We start from the raw sequence: 15,806 nt of genomic DNA on the forward strand, positions 1-15,806 counted from the left end.
CCCCTCACCCGCCGAACACACGGCCGGCCAGCTCGACCTCGGCGGTCAACGCCGGCGCGGTTGCCGAAGCGCCGACCGCCACCGCGTAACCGCCCGGCGCGATGCGCCACGACCCGCCGCTGTAGCGGGCGACCAGCCGCGCGTCGGCCTCGATGTCCACCCGTGCGACGGCGCCGGGCTCGAGCTCGACCCGCTCGAATCCGAGCAGCCGCAGCCGTTGCCCGTCGGGCCCGGCGAGCAGATACAGCTGCGCGACGTCCGCTCCGGCACGCTTGCCGGTGTTGACGACGCTGAAGCCGGCCCGCACGGTGTCGCCGCCGGTCACCACCAGATCGCGGTACTCAAAGCTGGTGTAGGACAAGCCATGCCCGAAGGCGAACATCGGGGCCGCGCCTTGGCGCGCGAACCAGCGGTAGCCGACGTCGGCGCCTTCGAAATAGTCGATCGTGTTCGCCGTGCCCACGGCGTCGCCCAGGCCGGGCAGCTCCGGGCGCGGGGTCTGGGCGAGGTCGGCCGGAAAGGTGATCGGCAGCCTTCCCGACGGATTCACCTGGCCTGCAAGGATTTCCGCGATCGCGGTGGCGCCGGCCTGCCCGGGATACCACGCCTGCACGATCGCGTTGGCCGATTCCCGCCAGGGCATGGCTACCGGGTTGCCGGTCTGCAACACCACCACGGTGTTTGGGTGGGCGGCCGCGACCGCTGCGATCACCGCGTCCTGGCCCCACGGCAGCGAGAGGTCGGCGCTGTCGGCGCCCTCGCCCTCGACGCGAATCGCGAACACCACGGCCACGTCCGCGCGCCGTGCGGCCAGCACCGCCTCGGCCGGGCTGATGCCCGGGTCGAACTCGATCTGCGCGTTCGGAAGTTGCTTGCGCAGCTGGTCCACCGGGCTCGACGGCAGTAGGTACAGGTTGCGGGTGCCCCCCATCAGCCCGGACCCGCCGATGGGGATCACGCCCGCGTAGCCGCCCGGCGGCACGACCGCGCTCGACCCGCACCCCGTCGGCACGCCGAGCTGCGCGTAGCCGCCGATGACCGCGATCCGGGTGGCCTCCGGCCCCAGCGGCAGGGCGCCGCGGTTCTGCAGCAGCACGATGCCGTGGCGCGCGATCCGCAGCGCAATCTCGTTGTGCGCGGCCATGTCCGGCACCGGTGGGGCGACGCGCTCGGCGATCCCGACGGCGAACATCGACCGCAGGATTCGCCGGACCATGTCGGACAGCCGCTCCTTGGGCAGCCGGCCGTCGGCGTAGGCGGCGCGCAGCGGTTCGGTGAACGTCTCGGCTTGCCAGAAGACGGCGTCGATCTGGGCGCCGCACTCCTGGTCGAGGCCGGCCAGCGCGCACTCCCAACTCGGTGTCCCGCCCCAGTCGGACATCACCCAACCGCGGTATCCCCAGGCGCCTTTCAGCACGTCCTCGATCAGCATGCGGTTGGCCGACGCGTAGTCACCGTTGACCTTGTTGTAGGCGGTCATCACGGCGCCGGGCCGCGCGCGCTCGATGGCGATCTCGAAGGCCAGCAGGTCGGATTCGCGGTGCGCGTCGGGGTCGATGCGCGCATCCAGCCAATGCCGGTTGGTCTCATTGCAATTCAGCGAATAGTGCTTGACCGTCGAGATGACGCCCTGCTGCTGTATGCCGGTGACCTGCTCGGCGGCCATCGTCGCGGTCAGCAGCGGGTCCTCGGAGAAGTATTCGAAGTTGCGGCCGTTGCGCGGGTCCCGGGCCAGGTTCATCGATCCCGCCAGCTGCACATTGAACCCCCGGCTGCGGGCCTCGGCGCCGATCACCTCGCCCGCGGCGCGCGCCAGTGCCGGATCGAATCCGGCGGCCAGGGCCAGCCCGGCCGGCAGCGCGGTCGCGGTGTCGCCCGGCCGGTAGCCGGGGTTCGTGACGCCCAATCCGGCATCGCTCATCAGCAGCGCCGGGACGCCGAGCCGCGGGATGCCCGGCACGTAGCCGGCGCTCATCGGGGTGCCGGCCGGAATGCGCTTGTCCGGCAGCGGCCACAGGTCCCCCGCACCCATCACCGCGACCAGCAGCGAGAATCGTTCGTCGTCGGTCATCCGGCTTTCGACGTCGCGGGCCCTCGTGTCGGCGTCGTCGTCGAATTGGCTCACCGCACACCCTCTTTCGCATAGACCACCCGCAGCACGTGGCCCAGTTCGGGGCCCATCACCAGCTCGGCCAATTCGCAGATCGTCGCGACGAACTCCGGGCCGTGCGGCGGTTCGGCCTGGCACAAATGGTGGGCCACCTCGTGCAGCACGACCAGCTCGCGCAGCGCCCAGTCCGCGGTGTCCCGGTCGGGAACCGCGATAACGCCTGTGCCGTCGAGGTTTTCGTAGTGTGCCGCGGTGGCCGCCTGCCGCGGCCGCACCCGCAGCGGCGCGATGTCGGTCCAGCGCTGCCGCACCGCCGGTAGATCGAGCACCCGGTCAACATAGCGTTGCGCGGCGGCCACCGAGCCGAATCGCCCTTCGGGCGGCAGGGTCAACCGGGCACCGAAGAAATCCACGGTGGGCAGGCCGCGTTCGGCGGCCCGGTCGAACATCGTCCGGACGAACTCCTCAGCGGCGTAAACCCTGGCGCGCTGGGAATCCCGCTTCGCGGGGCCGGCCGCGGTCACCGGCCCAGCGAGCTCCGCGCTCCGGGCAGCTCGGGGCTGTTACCCAGACGCGCACGCTTGCCGGCCCTATCCCCCGCGCGCCGCGCGGACGACGAGTATCCGGCCGTCGCCCGGCTGGCCTGCCAGGTACCCCGCGCCTTGGACGCGCCGCGGTAGTAGTCGCGCAACTCGACATCCTTGTCCCGCAACGCAATAGCGGTTCCCGGTCGGCGAGAGCGATCCCTGGTGGCTTCGCGGCGGGCCTCCTCGCGCGCCTCGGCCAGGCGCTGCCCCACCCGGGCACCGAACGCGAGCTGAAAGTTCAGCCGGGCGGTGATCGTCGGCGTGGGCCGGTGCGCACCCGTGGCGAGGTAGGCGTCCGACGCGCGGACCATCTGGACGACCAGGCTGGCGTACAGGGCGTGGCTGGCGTCGATGTCCTCGGAAAACCCGTAGGCGTAGCAGAACGTCGAATTGGACGCGATGTCGCATTTCACGTCGTTGGCCGCCGCGATCAGCACGAAGAGCTGTACGTAGGTCCGCAGCCCCTTGGTGCCGGCCTCGCCGATCGTGATGGTCCGCTGCGTCGGCGCCTGCGCGGCCGACCGGGTGGCCGAATGCGACCGGGCCACTGCAAGGTCGATGGATGCCGCCGTCGCCAGCCGTTGCGCGGCGCTCATGAACGCGTCGGCCTCGTGCGTGTTGTCGGTGCCCTCGGCCTGACGCAGCAGGGCGGCGATGCGCGCCAGCATCTTGTCGTCACTCATGGCGCCACTCCTCCTCGTCGCTTCGCTCCGCATCGTCGCCGGCGCAACTCACAGGGCCAACCTACGGGAGCAATCCGACATTTCGCTCAGAGCCGAGCGGTGATCCAGGAGACCACGTCGCCGAGCACTTGGTCTTGCTCGGGCTCGTTGAAAACCTCGTGATACAGACCGGGATAGACCTTCAGCTCGACGTCGGAGGACCCGACGCTGCCCACCAGCCGCCGGCTGCCCTCGACCGACACCAACCGGTCGTCGGACCCGTGCACCACCAGCAGCGGCGCGGTCAACGCCGGCGCCCGCTGCGGCATGGTCTCGCCGACCAGCAGCAGGGCCCGGCCGACGCCGAACGGGACCTTGCCGTGGTAGACCAGCGGGTCCGCCCGGTAGGCGGCCACCACCTCAGGGTCGCGCGAGATGGCGTCGACGTCGAGTTCCTGCGCGGGCACGCCGGGGATCAGGGCACCCAGCGCCTTGGCGGCGAACGCCAGCACCGGTGACACCGCGTCCTGGGCCGCCACCGCCGGGGCCGAGAGCACCATCAGGTCGTAGTTGTCCGGGCGTTCGACGCCGTAGGCGAAGACGATGCCGCCGCCCATGCTGTGGCCGAGCACGATGCACTTCAGACCGTGGTGTTCCCGGGTCGCGATGCCGACCAGGGTGTCGAAGTCGGCGGTGTACTCGCCGATGTCGCGCACCAGCATGCGCTTACCGCCGGAGCGGCCGTGGCCGCGATGGTCCAGCGCGTAGGTGACCAGCCCCGCCTGCCCGAAGCGCTCTGCCACATGGTCATAGCGGCGGGCGTACTCACCGAGGCCGTGCGAGAGCACGACCACCGCACGCGGCGGAGTGTCGGGTGTCCAGACGTCGTACACGATGCGCACGCCGCCCACGCCGTCGAAGCTTCGTTCAGTGCGGGTCGTCGTTGTCATTACGGGCAGCGTAATGGCTCATGGAAGGCGGTAGTCGGAGGCTCTGCGTAGGCTCACTCGGGTGAGCGTGCTCGCAGACCGATCCGGCGACGCGGATTTTTCCGCGATCGCCGAGCCGTACCGCCGCGAACTGCTCGCGCACTGCTACCGGATGACCGGCTCCCTGCACGACGCGGAGGACCTGGTGCAGGAGACCTTGCTGCGGGCCTGGAAGGCCTACGACCGGTTCGAGGGCAAGTCGTCGGTGCGCACCTGGCTGCATCGCATCGCCACCAACACCTGTCTGAGCGCGCTGGAGGGACGGCAGCGCAGGCCGTTGCCGACCGGGCTCGGCGGGCCCAGCTCCGATCCGACGGCCGAACTCGTGCAGCGCAGCGAGGTGGCCTGGCTGGAGCCGCTGCCGGATTCGACCGACCACCCGGCCGACCCCTCGGTCATCGTCGGCTCGCGCGAGTCGGTGCGACTGGCGTTCGTCGCGGCGCTGCAGCACCTCTCCCCGCGGCAACGGGCGGTGCTGCTGCTGCGCGACGTACTGCAGTGGCGCTCAGCCGAAGTGGCGGAGGCGATCGGCAGCACCACGACCGCCGTCAACAGCCTGCTGCAGCGGGCCCGGTCGCAGCTGGACACGGTCCGGCCCGCCGCAACCGATCGGCTGGCGGCGCCGGATTCACCGGAGGCGCAAGACCTGTTGGCCCGCTACATCGCGGCCTTCGAGTCCTACGACATCGACCGGTTGGTGGAGCTGTTCACCGCCGAGGCGATCTGGGAGATGCCGCCGTACACCGGCTGGTACCAGGGGCCGCAGGCCATCGTCACCCTCATCCACCAGCAGTGCCCCGCCGAGCACGCGGGCGACATGCGCATGATTCCGCTGGCCGCCAACGGCCAGCCCGCGGTGGCGATGTACATGCGGGTGGGCGCGGCACACGTGGCGTTTCAGCTGCATGTACTGGATATCCGCAGCGACGGGGTGTCGCATGTGGTTGCATTCTCCGACGACACGTTGTTCGCGAAATTCGGGCTGCCCAGTTCGCTGTGACGGCTCGCCAAAGAAGGTGTGCCCCATGACGGATTTGCCAGTCGTTACGCCCGTGCCCGGAAAACCCGCGCTGCTGTTGGGCGGGTTCGAGATCGGCGACCTGGGCTATGTTGCCGAGGAGTTCTTCCTCTCCGGTACCGCGACGTCGTATGCGCGGGCCGGCGAGCTGGGTTCCGACGGCCGCTGGCCGGTGACGCCGGACGACACGCAGGACTACGCCACGCGGATCGTGGTGCTCACACCCGCCGACCCCGCGCAATTCAACGGCACCGCGCTGGTCGAGTGGCTCAACGTGAGCGGCGGCATCGACGCTCCCGCGGTGTGGATGATGGCGCACCGCGAAATCCTGCGGGCCGGCTACGCCTACGTCACGGTGTCGGCCCAGAAGGTCGGCGTCGACGGCGGCGTCAGCCTGCTCGGCATCGACATGTCGCTCAAGAGCCAGGATCCGACCCGGTATGCCGCCCTCGAGCACCCGGGCGACGCATTCAGCTACGACATCTTTTCGCAGGCCGGTACCCTGGTCAGGGCCGCCACCGACGACCTGCTGCGCGGATTGCGCCCGGAACACGTTGTGGCCCTTGGCGAATCGCAGTCCGCGATGTTCCTCACCACCTACATCAACGCCGTCGATCCGCTGGCCCAGGTGTACGACGGGTTTCTGGTGCATTCCCGGTTCGGCACCGCCGCACCGCTGGAAAACCGTTCCATCTTCGACGATTTGGAGAATCCCACTCCGCAGGCGGTGAAGTTTCGCAGGGACCTGCGGGTGCCCGTCTTCACGATCATCACCGAAACCGATCTGCTCGGCGCCGTCCAGCACGGCTATTACTTTGCGCGGCAAGCGGACCACGAGCTGTTGCGGGTCTGGGAGATCGCCGGTGCCGCGCACGCGGACAACTACACGATCCAAGTCGCGCCGATCGACACCGGCGCCGCGCCGATCGACGCCATCGTGGCCGCCTACGCGCCGACCAACATGCTGATGGGACAACAACTCCCGCACTTCATCAACTTCGCGCCGCAACACCACTACGTTGTCCAAGCGGCATTGGAGGCCCTGCGTAGCTGGGTCCGCACCGGCGACCCGGCGCCGGCCGCGCCACCCATCAGAGTCACCGCTGATCCGGAAAGCGGTGAGCCACACGCGGTTCTGGATGCCAACGGCCTAGTCCAGGACGGCCTGCGCACACCGTGGGTGGACGTTCCGCTCGCCCGGACGTCGGGCGCCGGCGGCTTCGAACTCAACACCGAGACCCTGATGGCCGCCATCTTCGGCTCGGGTGAGCCGTTCGACGCGGACACCGTGCACCGGCTGTACCCGGGCGGGCTGGCCGAATACCTGGACCGCTTCACCGGTGCGCTCGATGCGGCGATCAAGTCCGGGTTCATCCTGCCCGCCGACCGCGCCGAGATCCTCGAGCTCGCGGCCGCGACCTACCCCAGCGGTTAGGCCAAGGGCGAGTTCAGCTTTCGGTGGCCAGCACGTCGCGCACCGCGGTGTCGACGGCGCTGAGCAGGTCGGCATCGATGCCGGCGCGGCCGCGCACCAGCACCGAGGCGTAGTTGGCGGCCGGCGGGCCCTCCGCGGGGCACAGGCCATCGGGGAGCTTGCCGATGATCGGCAGTAGGGCCAGCCCGAGCCCCGACCGCACCGCCGCGTAAAGGCCCGCCAAATCGGCACATTCGGCGACGACCTCGTAGTCGATGCCGTGATTGTCGAGGATCGCGAAGGCGGGCTCGCGCAGCGTGCACGGCTCGGCGTAGATCACCAGCGGTAGCGGCTCGTTAGGCCGGGCGGTGAACGTCCGCGCCGAAACCCAGTGCAGCGCAACGATCCCCGAGGCGTTAGCGCGATCCAGCCCCGATCCGTCCAGCATGATCGCCAGGTCGACCAGGCCCCGGTCCAGGGCGTCGGCCAGCGAGACGTTGCGGTCCAGCCGGAAGCGGGTCCGCCGATCGGGCAGCCGCTCGCGCAGCACGCTGGTCAGCGCGGGCAGCATCACGTCAGCCCCGTGCTCGGTGGCCCCGATGGTCACCAACGTGTGTTCGGTGGCGCCGAGGTCGTCGAGCGCCGCGTCGTGCGCCGCCAGGATCGTGCGGGCATGCCGTAGCACCTTCTGACCGACCTCGGTGAACGAGATGCCGCGGCCCGAGCGCTCGACCACCGGCTCGCCGACCACGCTCTCCACCTTGCGCAGATGCTGGCTGACCGCCGACTGGCTCAGGTGCAGCGCGGCGGCCGCCCGGTGAAACCCGCCACAATCGGCGACCGCGACGAGGCTGCGCAGCGGCGCGATGTCGAGCACCTGAGGCATGTCGCCAGCCTAGATTGATTAGGAAATTTGATCAATCGCCTGCAAGATCGCCCCTGTATTCCCGAAACGTCGGCCTAACTAATTACGAATCGTGATCGGTTGCGATCGCCAATAATCGTTGGACGAGATGGGTCCGTCTTGGCGACCATGTTCGGTATGCCCCTGCCACGCATGCCGCTGCGCACCGCCTCCTCGGTGACCCTGTCCTACGCGATCGGATATCCCATCGGGGCGCTCGCCGTGGCCGCGATGACCCCCATGGCCGTGTTGGTCCTGCGATTCTCTTTGGCGGCAATCATTTTGGCGTTACTGGCGCTGGTGGCCCGGACCGCCTGGCCGCGTGGCGCGCAGCTGGGCCACGTCGTCGTCACGGGCCTGCTCATCCAGGCCGTGCAGTTCTGCTGCCTGTACGAGGCGCTACTGCTCGGGGCGCCCGCGGTGCTCTGCGCGGTGGTGATCGCGATGAACCCCGTCGCCACCGCGATCCTGGCCGCGCTGTTCCTGCGGGAACCGCTCGGCACGCAACGGGTGATCGCGCTGGTCCTCGGCGTCGTCGCGGTGTTCGCCGCGTGCGCCAACAGGCTGGTGAGCGCGCACGGCGTCGACCCCGTCATCGCGCTGCTGGTGATCGGGTTGCTCGGGCTTTCGGCCGGCGGGGTGTACCAACAGCGGTACTGCGCGGGCGTCGACTTTCGCGCGATGGGCGCGGTGCAGAACGCGGTGGCGCTGGTTCCCGCGGCGGCGCTCGCCGCGCTGACGCCCTTCGCCGTGCACGACGCCGCCAACGCCTACGTCGCGGTTGCCGGCATGGTGCTGCTGAACGCGACGCTCGCCGTCAGCCTGTACCTGCGCGCCATCAGCAATCACGGCGCGGCGGCGGTGGCGATGCTGTTCGCCGTCATTCCCGCGGTCGCCGCGGTGTTGTGCTGGCTGATGCTCGGGCAGCGCCCGGACATCGGCGTCGCGATCGGCCTGGTCGCCGGTGGTCTCGCGTGCTGGCTGAACAGCCGCGCCTCGGCCCGCCGTCGCGCGGCGCAGCCAAGCCCGGAACCCGTTGTGGTGCAACCGGATCTGGCGGCGTGTTCGGCGGCGGCACCCGTTCGTCAGAACTGAAACAGGCGGCTGTCCGGCGACGGCCCGTCCACCGGGCGGACCAGCCCGGCGCCGGTGATCAACGGCAGGTCCAGCGCGGACAACAGTCCGGGCGCCGCGGCGTAGACCGCAGGGATGGCGTTGACCATGCGGGACGAGCCCGCGATGCGCGCGCCCAGGTCGTGGTCGTGGTCCTCGGCCATCTCGAATTCGCAGCGCATGCTGGGCGATCCGTCGATCTCGACGCGGTACACACCCTGGCCCGAGGCCGGCCCGTAGCCGAGGTCCTTCGGCGGCAGGCTGATGTACGGCTGCGGCCACTGCGGGGCGATGTCGTCGCGCATCCGCGTCACGTGATCGATCACGAAAGTGGCCGTGTCGCCGACGTATCCGGTCAGCGTCGAGCGCATCGCGGCGATCGTCCCGGCCGCGATATGGCCGGTCGGCGTGTCGAAAGACTCGGTGGCCGCGGCGCGTTCGTTGCTCTCCTCGATGCGGTCGACTTTGACGCCCAGCCCGGCGGCGAGCTGATGCACCACCGGGCCCCAGCCGAACGTGAAGACGCCGGGGGTCGCCGCGAAGGCCTGGTATTCCGGTGGCTTGCCGAAGCCGAGAATCTCGTAGACCGCCGCCTCGTCGGGGTAGGTCGCGTAGTTGAACATCTCCGTCACCCGGACCGAGTCGATGACCCGCGAGACGCCCGTAAGCACCAGCGGCAGAACGTCATTGGCGAAGCCGGAGTCGATACCGGTGGTGAAAAAGGACACCCCGCCGTCGGCGGCGGCCTGGCGCAGCGGATCGGTGAACGCCGCGTCGACGCCGTCGGGATAGACCAGCGGCACCACCGAACACGACACCACGTTCTTACCGGCCCGCAGGATCGACACCATGTCGCCGACGGCCTCCAGCGGCCGTAGGTTGGCGCCCGCCGCGTACACCACCACGTCGGCGTCGCCGGCCAGCAGCGCCGCCGGGTCCTGCGTGGCCAGCACCCCGACCGGCGCGATGCCGCACAGCTCCCCCGCGTCGCGGCCGGCCTTGGCGTCGCTGTGCACCACGACGTCGACCAGTTCCAGCTCGGGGTGGTCGATTACCCCGCGCAGCGCGATCACGCCCATGGAACCCGGGCCCCAAACCCCCACCTTGATCACAGTTTCTCCTAATATTAGGACGCGCTTTCTTACATTTTGGACGGATGGTAGGAACCTGGCCATGGATACGTCAACCACCAAGTCACCGCCGACCGCCCGGGTGATGGACGTGCTTGGCACGTTGGCGAATTCGCCGCACGGGCGCACCTCGGCCGAACTGGCGAAGATCTGCGGCATCAGCACCTCGACGTGCGCCCTGGTGCTCGCCGAGCTGGAACGCCGATCCTGGGTGTCGCGGCGTGACGATCGCCGCTTCTGCCTGGGCAGCGGACTGTTCGGGCTCGTGCACGGCCTGCGGGCGCAGTTCCCGCTGCTCGACCGCGGGCGCGAGGCGCTGGACTTCCTGCACGACACGCTCGGCGCGGGCTGCTCGATGTCGCGGATCGGCGGCCGGCAGCTCACCACCATCGACACCGTCGGGCACGGCACCGACGGTGGGCATGCCGTCGGGCAGCGCTTCCCGATCGATCCGCCGTTCGGATTGGTCGCGATGGCCTGGCGCGACGACCAGTCCGTCGCGGCGTGGCTGCAGCGGGTGCTGCCGCGGCTGACCCGCACCGAGATCGCGCAGCATCAGCGGGTGCTGTCCGACATCCGGGCCCGGGGCTACGGCGCGTGGCGGTTCGACGACACCCACCAGTCGCTGCACCACCGCCTGGCCGGCGTGCTGGCATCGCTGGAGCCGACCGCGCAGATCACCCGCCAACTGACCACGCTGATGACGATGGTCACGCTGCAGTCGGTGACCGATTCGCTCGAAACGGATTTGCCGTCAACCGAATTCGTGGTGTTGCCGATCTTCGGATCCGACGGGCAGCCCGAATTCCAGATCGAAATCCATCTGGGCGGGCCGGCCGGTCTGACGCCGGCCGACCTGGATGCCGCACTCGCGCACGCGCAGGGGCTGCTGACGGCACTACCCTGAAGATCATGTCTGCCACCGCGGAGCTCCGGCGCGCGGCCGACCGGGCGGTCACCACGGCGCCCTGGCTGCAGTCCCGGCACTCGTTCTCGTTCGGCGACCACTATGACCCGGACAACACGCACCACGGGCTGCTGCTGGTGAACAACGACGACATCGTTGAACCCAACACCGGCTTCGACACCCACCCACACCGGGACATGGAGATCGTGACCTGGGTGCTGCGCGGCGAGCTCACCCACTCCGACTCCGCGGGAAATCATGGCGTGATCTATCCGGGCCTGGCCCAGCGCATGTCGGCGGGCAGCGGGATCCTGCATTCGGAGAAGAACGATTCATCTTTCGCGCCAGTGCATTTCGTGCAGATGTGGGTGGCGCCCGACGAGGCCGGCATCGCCCCCGGCTACCAGCAGCAGCTCGTCGACGACGAGCTCTTGAGCGCGGGCCTGGTGACCATCGCGTCGGGCATGCCCGGGCACGACGCCGCCATCTCGCTGCACAATCGCAACGCCGCGCTGCACGTCGCACGGCTGCAGCCCGGCGGCACCGCCGGCACGCCGGCCGCCCGCTACGTGCATCTGTTCGTGGCACGCGGCCGGGTCGCCGTGGAGGGCATCGGCGAAGTCGGCGCCGGCGACGCGGTCCGGTTCATCGACGACGACGGGCGACGGCTGACGGCGAGCGACCCGGCAGAAGTCCTGATCTGGGAGATGCACGCGGGACTGGGCGGCTAACCCAATAGGGTTGGGCAGGACGGACAGGAGCCCGCATGTCTCAATCGCAGCCGCGGCACGCGGCGCCGAACCCGAAGCACAACGTAAAAGCGCTTCGGAGCGTGCGGTTCTGGGCGTTGCCGATCCTGGCCACGCTGGCGCTGATGTCGGCCCTGTGCGCGCTGTATCTCGGCGGCATCCTGAATCCCGCGGCCAACCTGCGGCACTTCCCGATCGCCGTCGTCAACGAGGACGCCGGGCCCACCGGCGCAAGGATCGCCAACGGCCTGACGGCGAATCTGGACAAGAACAAATTCGACGTCCGCGTGGTCTCGCACGAAGAGGGCAAGCGACTGCTGGACAACGCCCAGGTATATGGCGAGATGCTGATTCCGGTCAACCTGTCCACCCGGCTGCGCGAGCTCGGCGAGAGCGCGTTCGAGCCCGGACACGTCGACCGGCCGTCGATCACGATCTTCACCAACCAGCGCGCGGGCACCCTGGGTTCGGCCATCGCGGGTCAGACCCTGAACGCGGCGGCGGTGGAGATCAACAAGGCTGTTGCCCAACAACTTTCGCACCAGGTAGCCGCCCGGTCGGCCGGGGTGCCGCTGCCCGGGATCGCGCAGCTGGGACTCGCCGACCCCATCGACTTCAAGTCGACCGTCTACAACCCGCTCCCGGACGGGACCGGCAACGGGCTGTCGGCCTTCTACTATGCGCTGTTGCTGCTGCTGGCCGGGTTCACCGGCAGCATCGTGGTCAGCACCCTGGTCGACTCCCTGCTCGGCTACGTGCCCGCCGAGTGGGGCCCGGTGTACCGCTTCGCCGAACAGGCCAACATCTCGCGCTTTCGCACCCTGCTGGTCAAGTGGGCGATCATGGTGGTGCTGGCGCTGGTGACCTCGGCCGTCTATCTCGCCATCGCCCATGGGCTGGGCATGCCAATTCCACTTGGCTTCCAGCTGTGGGCATTTGGGGCATTCGCCATCGTCGCGGTCGGCGTCACGTCCAGTTCGCTGATCGCGGTGCTCGGGTCGATGGGATTGCTGTTCAGCATGCTGATTTTCGTGATCCTCGGCCTGCCGTCAGCGGGCGCCACGGTGCCGCTGCAGGCGGTTCCGCCGCTGTTCGGGTGGCTGGCCGAATTCGAGCCGATGCACCAGGTGTTCCTGGGCGTGCGCTGCCTGCTGTACCTCAACGGCGCGGGACAGGCCGGCCTGTCGCAGGCGGTGTGGCTGACGGCGGCCGGACTGGCGATCGGCCTGTTGGTCGGCGGCATCGTCACGAGGCTCTACGACCGCAGCGGATTCCACCGAATCCCCGGGGCCGTCGAGTTGGCGATCGCCGAGGGCCACCAGGCGCAACACAAGTCGCGCGCGGGCAAGGGCGCGACGCCCGTCGACGCCGAGCCCGCCAAGGCCGAGCCCGCCGAGCCTGAGTCCGAGGCCGCCAGCCCTGAGTCCGAGGCCGCCAAGCCCGAACCGGCCGAGCGCGAAACCCCAAGCGAGCAAACGTAATTCCAGCGCGGCCATACCGTCACGCAACCGTGATCTTGATTGACAGTGTGACAGATGTGACTGATGATGTTCCTGTTGCATTGACGTTCTGGCCGAAAGGGCTATCGTGCGGACACGTACCGCCAGGTTGCGTCGACTGGCGGCCAAGTTCGCGGCCAGTCTGACGGCGGTAGCGGCCTGCGCGGCGCTGGCGACCATCGCCGGGGCGCCGACGGCACATGCCGCCGACGGCCGCGAGGCGCTGGCGAGCGCCATCGGTTCCACCAAGGGCACGTACCTGGTCTACAACTTTGGCCCCGGCCACCCCACCCCGCTGCTGGACGCCTCCGGTCACTGGTACGAGATGAACAGCGGCGGCCACCTGATGATCATCAAGAACGCGGCGAGCAGGCTGGCGCCGCACCTGCTGGTCGACACGCACCAGGGCGATCAGGCGCGTTGCGAGAACAATCCCGGGGCCCGTACCGGCGAGGGGTTGTGGCAGGCATCCGAGCTCTACACGCCGCTGCAGGCCTGGCAGCGGATGGGACAGCCGAGCATCGCGATCAACGCCAACTTCTTCGACGTGCGCGGGCAGAAGGGTGGCAGCTGGCGCACGACCGGCTGCAGCTCGCCGCTGGGCGCGTTCGTCGACAACACCAACGGCCAGGGCCGCGCGAACCAGGCGGTCACCGGGACCGCCGCCTACCCGGGCAAGCAGGGGCTCTCGGGCGGCGGCGAGAACTGGTCGTCGCTGACGACGATGATCCTGCCGTCCGGCGGTGCGCCATATGTGGTGTGGCCCAGGGGCAAGAACGACTACGACGCCGCCACCCCGGTGGTGGCCGACCTGCTGAACAAGAACGAGAAGTTCGTCGCCGTGTCGGGGATCGGGCTGCTGGCCCCCGGCCAGACCCAGCAGCTGCACGACGGCGGGCCCAGCGCGGCGCGTACGGCGCTGGCCTACGTGAAGCAGCGCGACGAGATGTACATCTTCGAGGGCGGCAGCTACACCCCGGACAACATGCAGGACCTGTTCCGCGGCCTGGGCAGCGACACGGCGGTCCTGCTGGACGGCGGCGGCTCCTCGGCGATCGTGCTGCGCCGCGACGGCGGCGGGATGTGGGCCGGCGCCGGATCGCCGAGGGGATCGTGTGACACCCGCGGTGTGCTCTGCGATTCGCACGAACGCGCGCTGCCCAGCTGGCTGGCGTTCAACTAACTAGATTCTGGCGCAGCGCTTTTCGTAGCGGCGGGCCCGAAGAGGAATATCAGCAGGCTGGTGGCTATCACGGCGGCGATCACCGCGAACACCGGCGCGACGACGTAGCGCGACATGGTGGCACCGGCGAAGGCGCCCGCGCACATCGTGGAAACCACGACCACGCGCAGCTTTTGGCGAGCCCCCGTGCCACCGGCCAGGCGGCTGTCCAGCCCGAGGCTGACGATCGTCGACGTCAGCACCGTGGTGGACAGTTCCTGAATTCCGAACTGGCGGGCGCTGGAATGCTGCAGGCCGAACGTCACCGCCAGCAGCCCGATCATGATCAGCTTGGTGTCGTCGTGGTAGTGCAGCACGCCCGCGCCGGCCAGGATCGCGATCGTCACCAACAACGCGATCTCGATGCCCAACACGGTGGCGATCCACGGACGCGTCCGCTCGCCGAAATGCCGCGCCAGCCGGCCGCTGAGGATAGTGGTGCACACGAAGGTGGGCAGCGCCACCACGACGGCGGTCAGGTCGACGGCGGTCCTCGGGGCCAGCCAGAAGCCGAGGAAGACCACGTTGCCCGTCATGTTGGCGACGAAGACGTGGCCGAGCACCAGGATGCTGATCGAGTCGGCCAGCCCCGTCGCGAAGGTCAGCAGCAGCAGCGCCACGGTCAACGACCGTTCGGAGATCGGCGACGTAACTGCCATGGGGCGCAATCCCTTTCGCGGCGGGCTAGCTCGCTTTCGCCGAGTGGCGCTACGTGTGCGGCGTCAGGTCCAACGAGGTGACGGTCGTCATCCTGGTCACCAGCCAGCGACCGTCCATGCGTTTCATGAACAGCCGGTAGGACAGGTACTTCAGCGCCGGGATTTCCTTGGTCAGCGGGCTCGTGGACGTGGTGTTCGTGTAGACGATGACGACGGCATTCGAATCGTCCAACGACTCGACCGCCGCGCCGGTGACCTGGGTCCTGTTGGTGATCTTCGCCTGCTTGTTGGGGGCGACGATCGCGTCGACGAACTTGCGGTACTGGGCCTCGAAGTCGCCGCTGAGATAGGACGCCGCGCGGTCGGCGAGCTTGTCCATGTTGTCGGGCGTGTAGGTCCACAGCGCCGTGATTGCATTGGCCGCGGTCTGGGCGACCTTCAATTTCGTTGCGGCGGTGGCGCGGTCGGTCAGGTACGGCTGCAGGGTCGCGCCCGCGAACGCCGCGGACCCGATGAACAGCGCGGCGGCGGTCCCCACGGCGATGCCGGCCCACTTGCCGGCCAGCCAGCGACGCCGGACCTTGGCCTCTTTGGTGGGGGCCTCCTCGGCTTCTTCGGCCCCGGCCTCGTCGTCCGCCTTGTCGGTCTCCTCCGCGTCGTCGGCGGCCTTATCGGTAGCCGCGGTCGCCTCGGGCTCGTCGCCATCGGCGGGCGCCGCCGTCTCGGGCTCGTCGCCGGATTCCGTTGTGGCAGCGGCGTTCGCGTGCTTCCCCCGCAGCCACCCGCGCCGGGCCTTGCGACCGCCGGCGTGGGCCGAGCTCTTCTCGACCGTCTCCGTGCCGC

Annotated in this window: 15 protein-coding genes; 7 read left to right on the forward strand and 8 right to left on the reverse strand. The window is 69.3% G+C overall.

The annotated features are described in order from the left end of the window. Window positions 1-4: 4 nt before the first annotated feature. From MRAB57_RS06040 to MRAB57_RS06055, 4 genes are all read right to left on the reverse strand, one after another. Window positions 5-2,071, reverse strand: coding sequence for a beta-glucosidase (locus tag MRAB57_RS06040; RefSeq protein ID WP_077090412.1), 2,067 nt, complete (start codon window positions 2,069-2,071; stop codon window positions 5-7). Window positions 2,072-2,121: 50 nt separating this feature from the next. After that, the gene (locus MRAB57_RS06045; RefSeq protein ID WP_077086768.1) at window positions 2,122-2,634 is read right to left on the reverse strand and encodes a TIGR04338 family metallohydrolase; all 513 of its coding nucleotides are present in this window, start codon (window positions 2,632-2,634) and stop codon (window positions 2,122-2,124) included. Next, window positions 2,631-3,380 carry a DUF2786 domain-containing protein gene (locus MRAB57_RS06050; protein WP_077086769.1) on the reverse strand — a complete coding sequence of 250 codons (750 nt, stop codon included), beginning with the start codon at window positions 3,378-3,380 and terminating at the stop codon, window positions 2,631-2,633. Before MRAB57_RS06050 ends, MRAB57_RS06045 begins: the two co-directional genes overlap by 4 nt. Before the next feature lie 86 nt (window positions 3,381-3,466). Then, window positions 3,467-4,309 (reverse strand): alpha/beta hydrolase, encoded by an 843-nt coding sequence (locus MRAB57_RS06055; protein ID WP_077086770.1) that lies wholly within the window; start codon window positions 4,307-4,309, stop codon window positions 3,467-3,469. Window positions 4,310-4,352: 43 nt separating this feature from the next. On the opposite strand from MRAB57_RS06055, the gene MRAB57_RS06060 reads away from it, so the two are divergent. Both MRAB57_RS06060 and MRAB57_RS06065 read left to right on the forward strand, forming a co-directional pair. After that, the gene (locus MRAB57_RS06060; RefSeq protein WP_245836068.1) at window positions 4,353-5,348 is read left to right on the forward strand and encodes a sigma-70 family RNA polymerase sigma factor; all 996 of its coding nucleotides are present in this window, start codon (window positions 4,353-4,355) and stop codon (window positions 5,346-5,348) included. A 25-nt stretch (window positions 5,349-5,373) separates the two neighbouring features. Next, entirely contained in the window at window positions 5,374-6,801 is a 1,428-nt protein-coding gene (locus tag MRAB57_RS06065) for an alpha/beta hydrolase domain-containing protein (protein WP_077086772.1), read from the forward strand. A gap of 13 nt (window positions 6,802-6,814) precedes the next feature. Here the strand turns inward: MRAB57_RS06065 and MRAB57_RS06070 are convergent, their stop codons facing one another. Further along, entirely contained in the window at window positions 6,815-7,666 is an 852-nt protein-coding gene (locus MRAB57_RS06070) for a LysR family transcriptional regulator (protein WP_077086773.1), read from the reverse strand. 171 nt (window positions 7,667-7,837) lie between these two features. Here MRAB57_RS06070 and MRAB57_RS06075 point away from each other — a divergent pair, with 171 nt between their 5' ends. After that, the gene (locus tag MRAB57_RS06075) at window positions 7,838-8,779 is read left to right on the forward strand and encodes a DMT family transporter (RefSeq protein WP_083743312.1); all 942 of its coding nucleotides are present in this window, start codon (window positions 7,838-7,840) and stop codon (window positions 8,777-8,779) included. On the opposite strand, the gene MRAB57_RS06080 is transcribed toward MRAB57_RS06075, so the two are convergent. Next, entirely contained in the window at window positions 8,770-9,909 is a 1,140-nt protein-coding gene (locus tag MRAB57_RS06080; RefSeq protein WP_077086774.1) for an NAD(P)H-dependent amine dehydrogenase family protein, read from the reverse strand. The two genes, MRAB57_RS06075 and MRAB57_RS06080, sit on opposite strands and share 10 nt — an antisense overlap. A 61-nt stretch (window positions 9,910-9,970) precedes the next feature. On the opposite strand from MRAB57_RS06080, the gene MRAB57_RS06085 reads away from it, so the two are divergent. From MRAB57_RS06085 to MRAB57_RS06100, 4 genes are all read left to right on the forward strand, one after another. Next, window positions 9,971-10,834, forward strand: a complete 864-nt coding sequence (locus tag MRAB57_RS06085) for a MarR family transcriptional regulator (RefSeq protein WP_077086775.1) — start codon at window positions 9,971-9,973, stop codon at window positions 10,832-10,834. Between the two features lie 5 nt (window positions 10,835-10,839). After that, window positions 10,840-11,565: a pirin family protein gene (locus tag MRAB57_RS06090; protein WP_077086776.1), complete on the forward strand. Its 726-nt coding sequence runs from the start codon at window positions 10,840-10,842 to the stop codon at window positions 11,563-11,565. A 35-nt stretch (window positions 11,566-11,600) separates the two neighbouring features. After that, complete coding sequence (locus MRAB57_RS06095) at window positions 11,601-13,064, forward strand: YhgE/Pip domain-containing protein (protein ID WP_077086777.1); 1,464 nt, start codon at window positions 11,601-11,603, stop codon at window positions 13,062-13,064. A 79-nt stretch (window positions 13,065-13,143) separates the two neighbouring features. Further along, window positions 13,144-14,265, forward strand: coding sequence for a phosphodiester glycosidase family protein (locus MRAB57_RS06100; RefSeq protein ID WP_108637890.1), 1,122 nt, complete (start codon window positions 13,144-13,146; stop codon window positions 14,263-14,265). On the opposite strand, the gene MRAB57_RS06105 is transcribed toward MRAB57_RS06100, so the two are convergent. Further along, window positions 14,262-14,963: a YoaK family protein gene (locus MRAB57_RS06105; protein WP_077086779.1), complete on the reverse strand. Its 702-nt coding sequence runs from the start codon at window positions 14,961-14,963 to the stop codon at window positions 14,262-14,264. The two genes, MRAB57_RS06100 and MRAB57_RS06105, sit on opposite strands and share 4 nt — an antisense overlap. A gap of 49 nt (window positions 14,964-15,012) precedes the next feature. Next, window positions 15,013-15,741 (reverse strand): hypothetical protein, encoded by a 729-nt coding sequence (locus MRAB57_RS06110; RefSeq protein WP_077090414.1) that lies wholly within the window; start codon window positions 15,739-15,741, stop codon window positions 15,013-15,015. Window positions 15,742-15,806: the final 65 nt, after the last annotated feature.

The organism is Mycobacterium rhizamassiliense (assembly GCF_900157375.1).
Lineage (GTDB): Bacteria > Actinomycetota > Actinomycetes > Mycobacteriales > Mycobacteriaceae > Mycobacterium > Mycobacterium rhizamassiliense.

Bases quoted from the DNA above. Each gene is read 5' to 3' on its own strand.
- MRAB57_RS06075 (WP_083743312.1), top strand. From the start codon at position 7,838: ATGCCGCTGCGCACCGCCTCCTCGGTGACCCTGTCCTACGCGATCGGA.
- MRAB57_RS06040 (WP_077090412.1), bottom strand. From the start codon at position 2,071: ATGACCGACGACGAACGATTCTCGCTGCTGGTCGCGGTGATGGGTGCG.
- MRAB57_RS06105 (WP_077086779.1), bottom strand. From the start codon at position 14,963: ATGGCAGTTACGTCGCCGATCTCCGAACGGTCGTTGACCGTGGCGCTG.
- MRAB57_RS06050 (WP_077086769.1), bottom strand. From the start codon at position 3,380: ATGAGTGACGACAAGATGCTGGCGCGCATCGCCGCCCTGCTGCGTCAG.
- MRAB57_RS06095 (WP_077086777.1), top strand. From the start codon at position 11,601: ATGTCTCAATCGCAGCCGCGGCACGCGGCGCCGAACCCGAAGCACAAC.
- MRAB57_RS06070 (WP_077086773.1), bottom strand. From the start codon at position 7,666: ATGCCTCAGGTGCTCGACATCGCGCCGCTGCGCAGCCTCGTCGCGGTC.
- MRAB57_RS06055 (WP_077086770.1), bottom strand. From the start codon at position 4,309: ATGACAACGACGACCCGCACTGAACGAAGCTTCGACGGCGTGGGCGGC.
- MRAB57_RS06090 (WP_077086776.1), top strand. From the start codon at position 10,840: ATGTCTGCCACCGCGGAGCTCCGGCGCGCGGCCGACCGGGCGGTCACC.
- MRAB57_RS06065 (WP_077086772.1), top strand. From the start codon at position 5,374: ATGACGGATTTGCCAGTCGTTACGCCCGTGCCCGGAAAACCCGCGCTG.
- MRAB57_RS06085 (WP_077086775.1), top strand. From the start codon at position 9,971: ATGGATACGTCAACCACCAAGTCACCGCCGACCGCCCGGGTGATGGAC.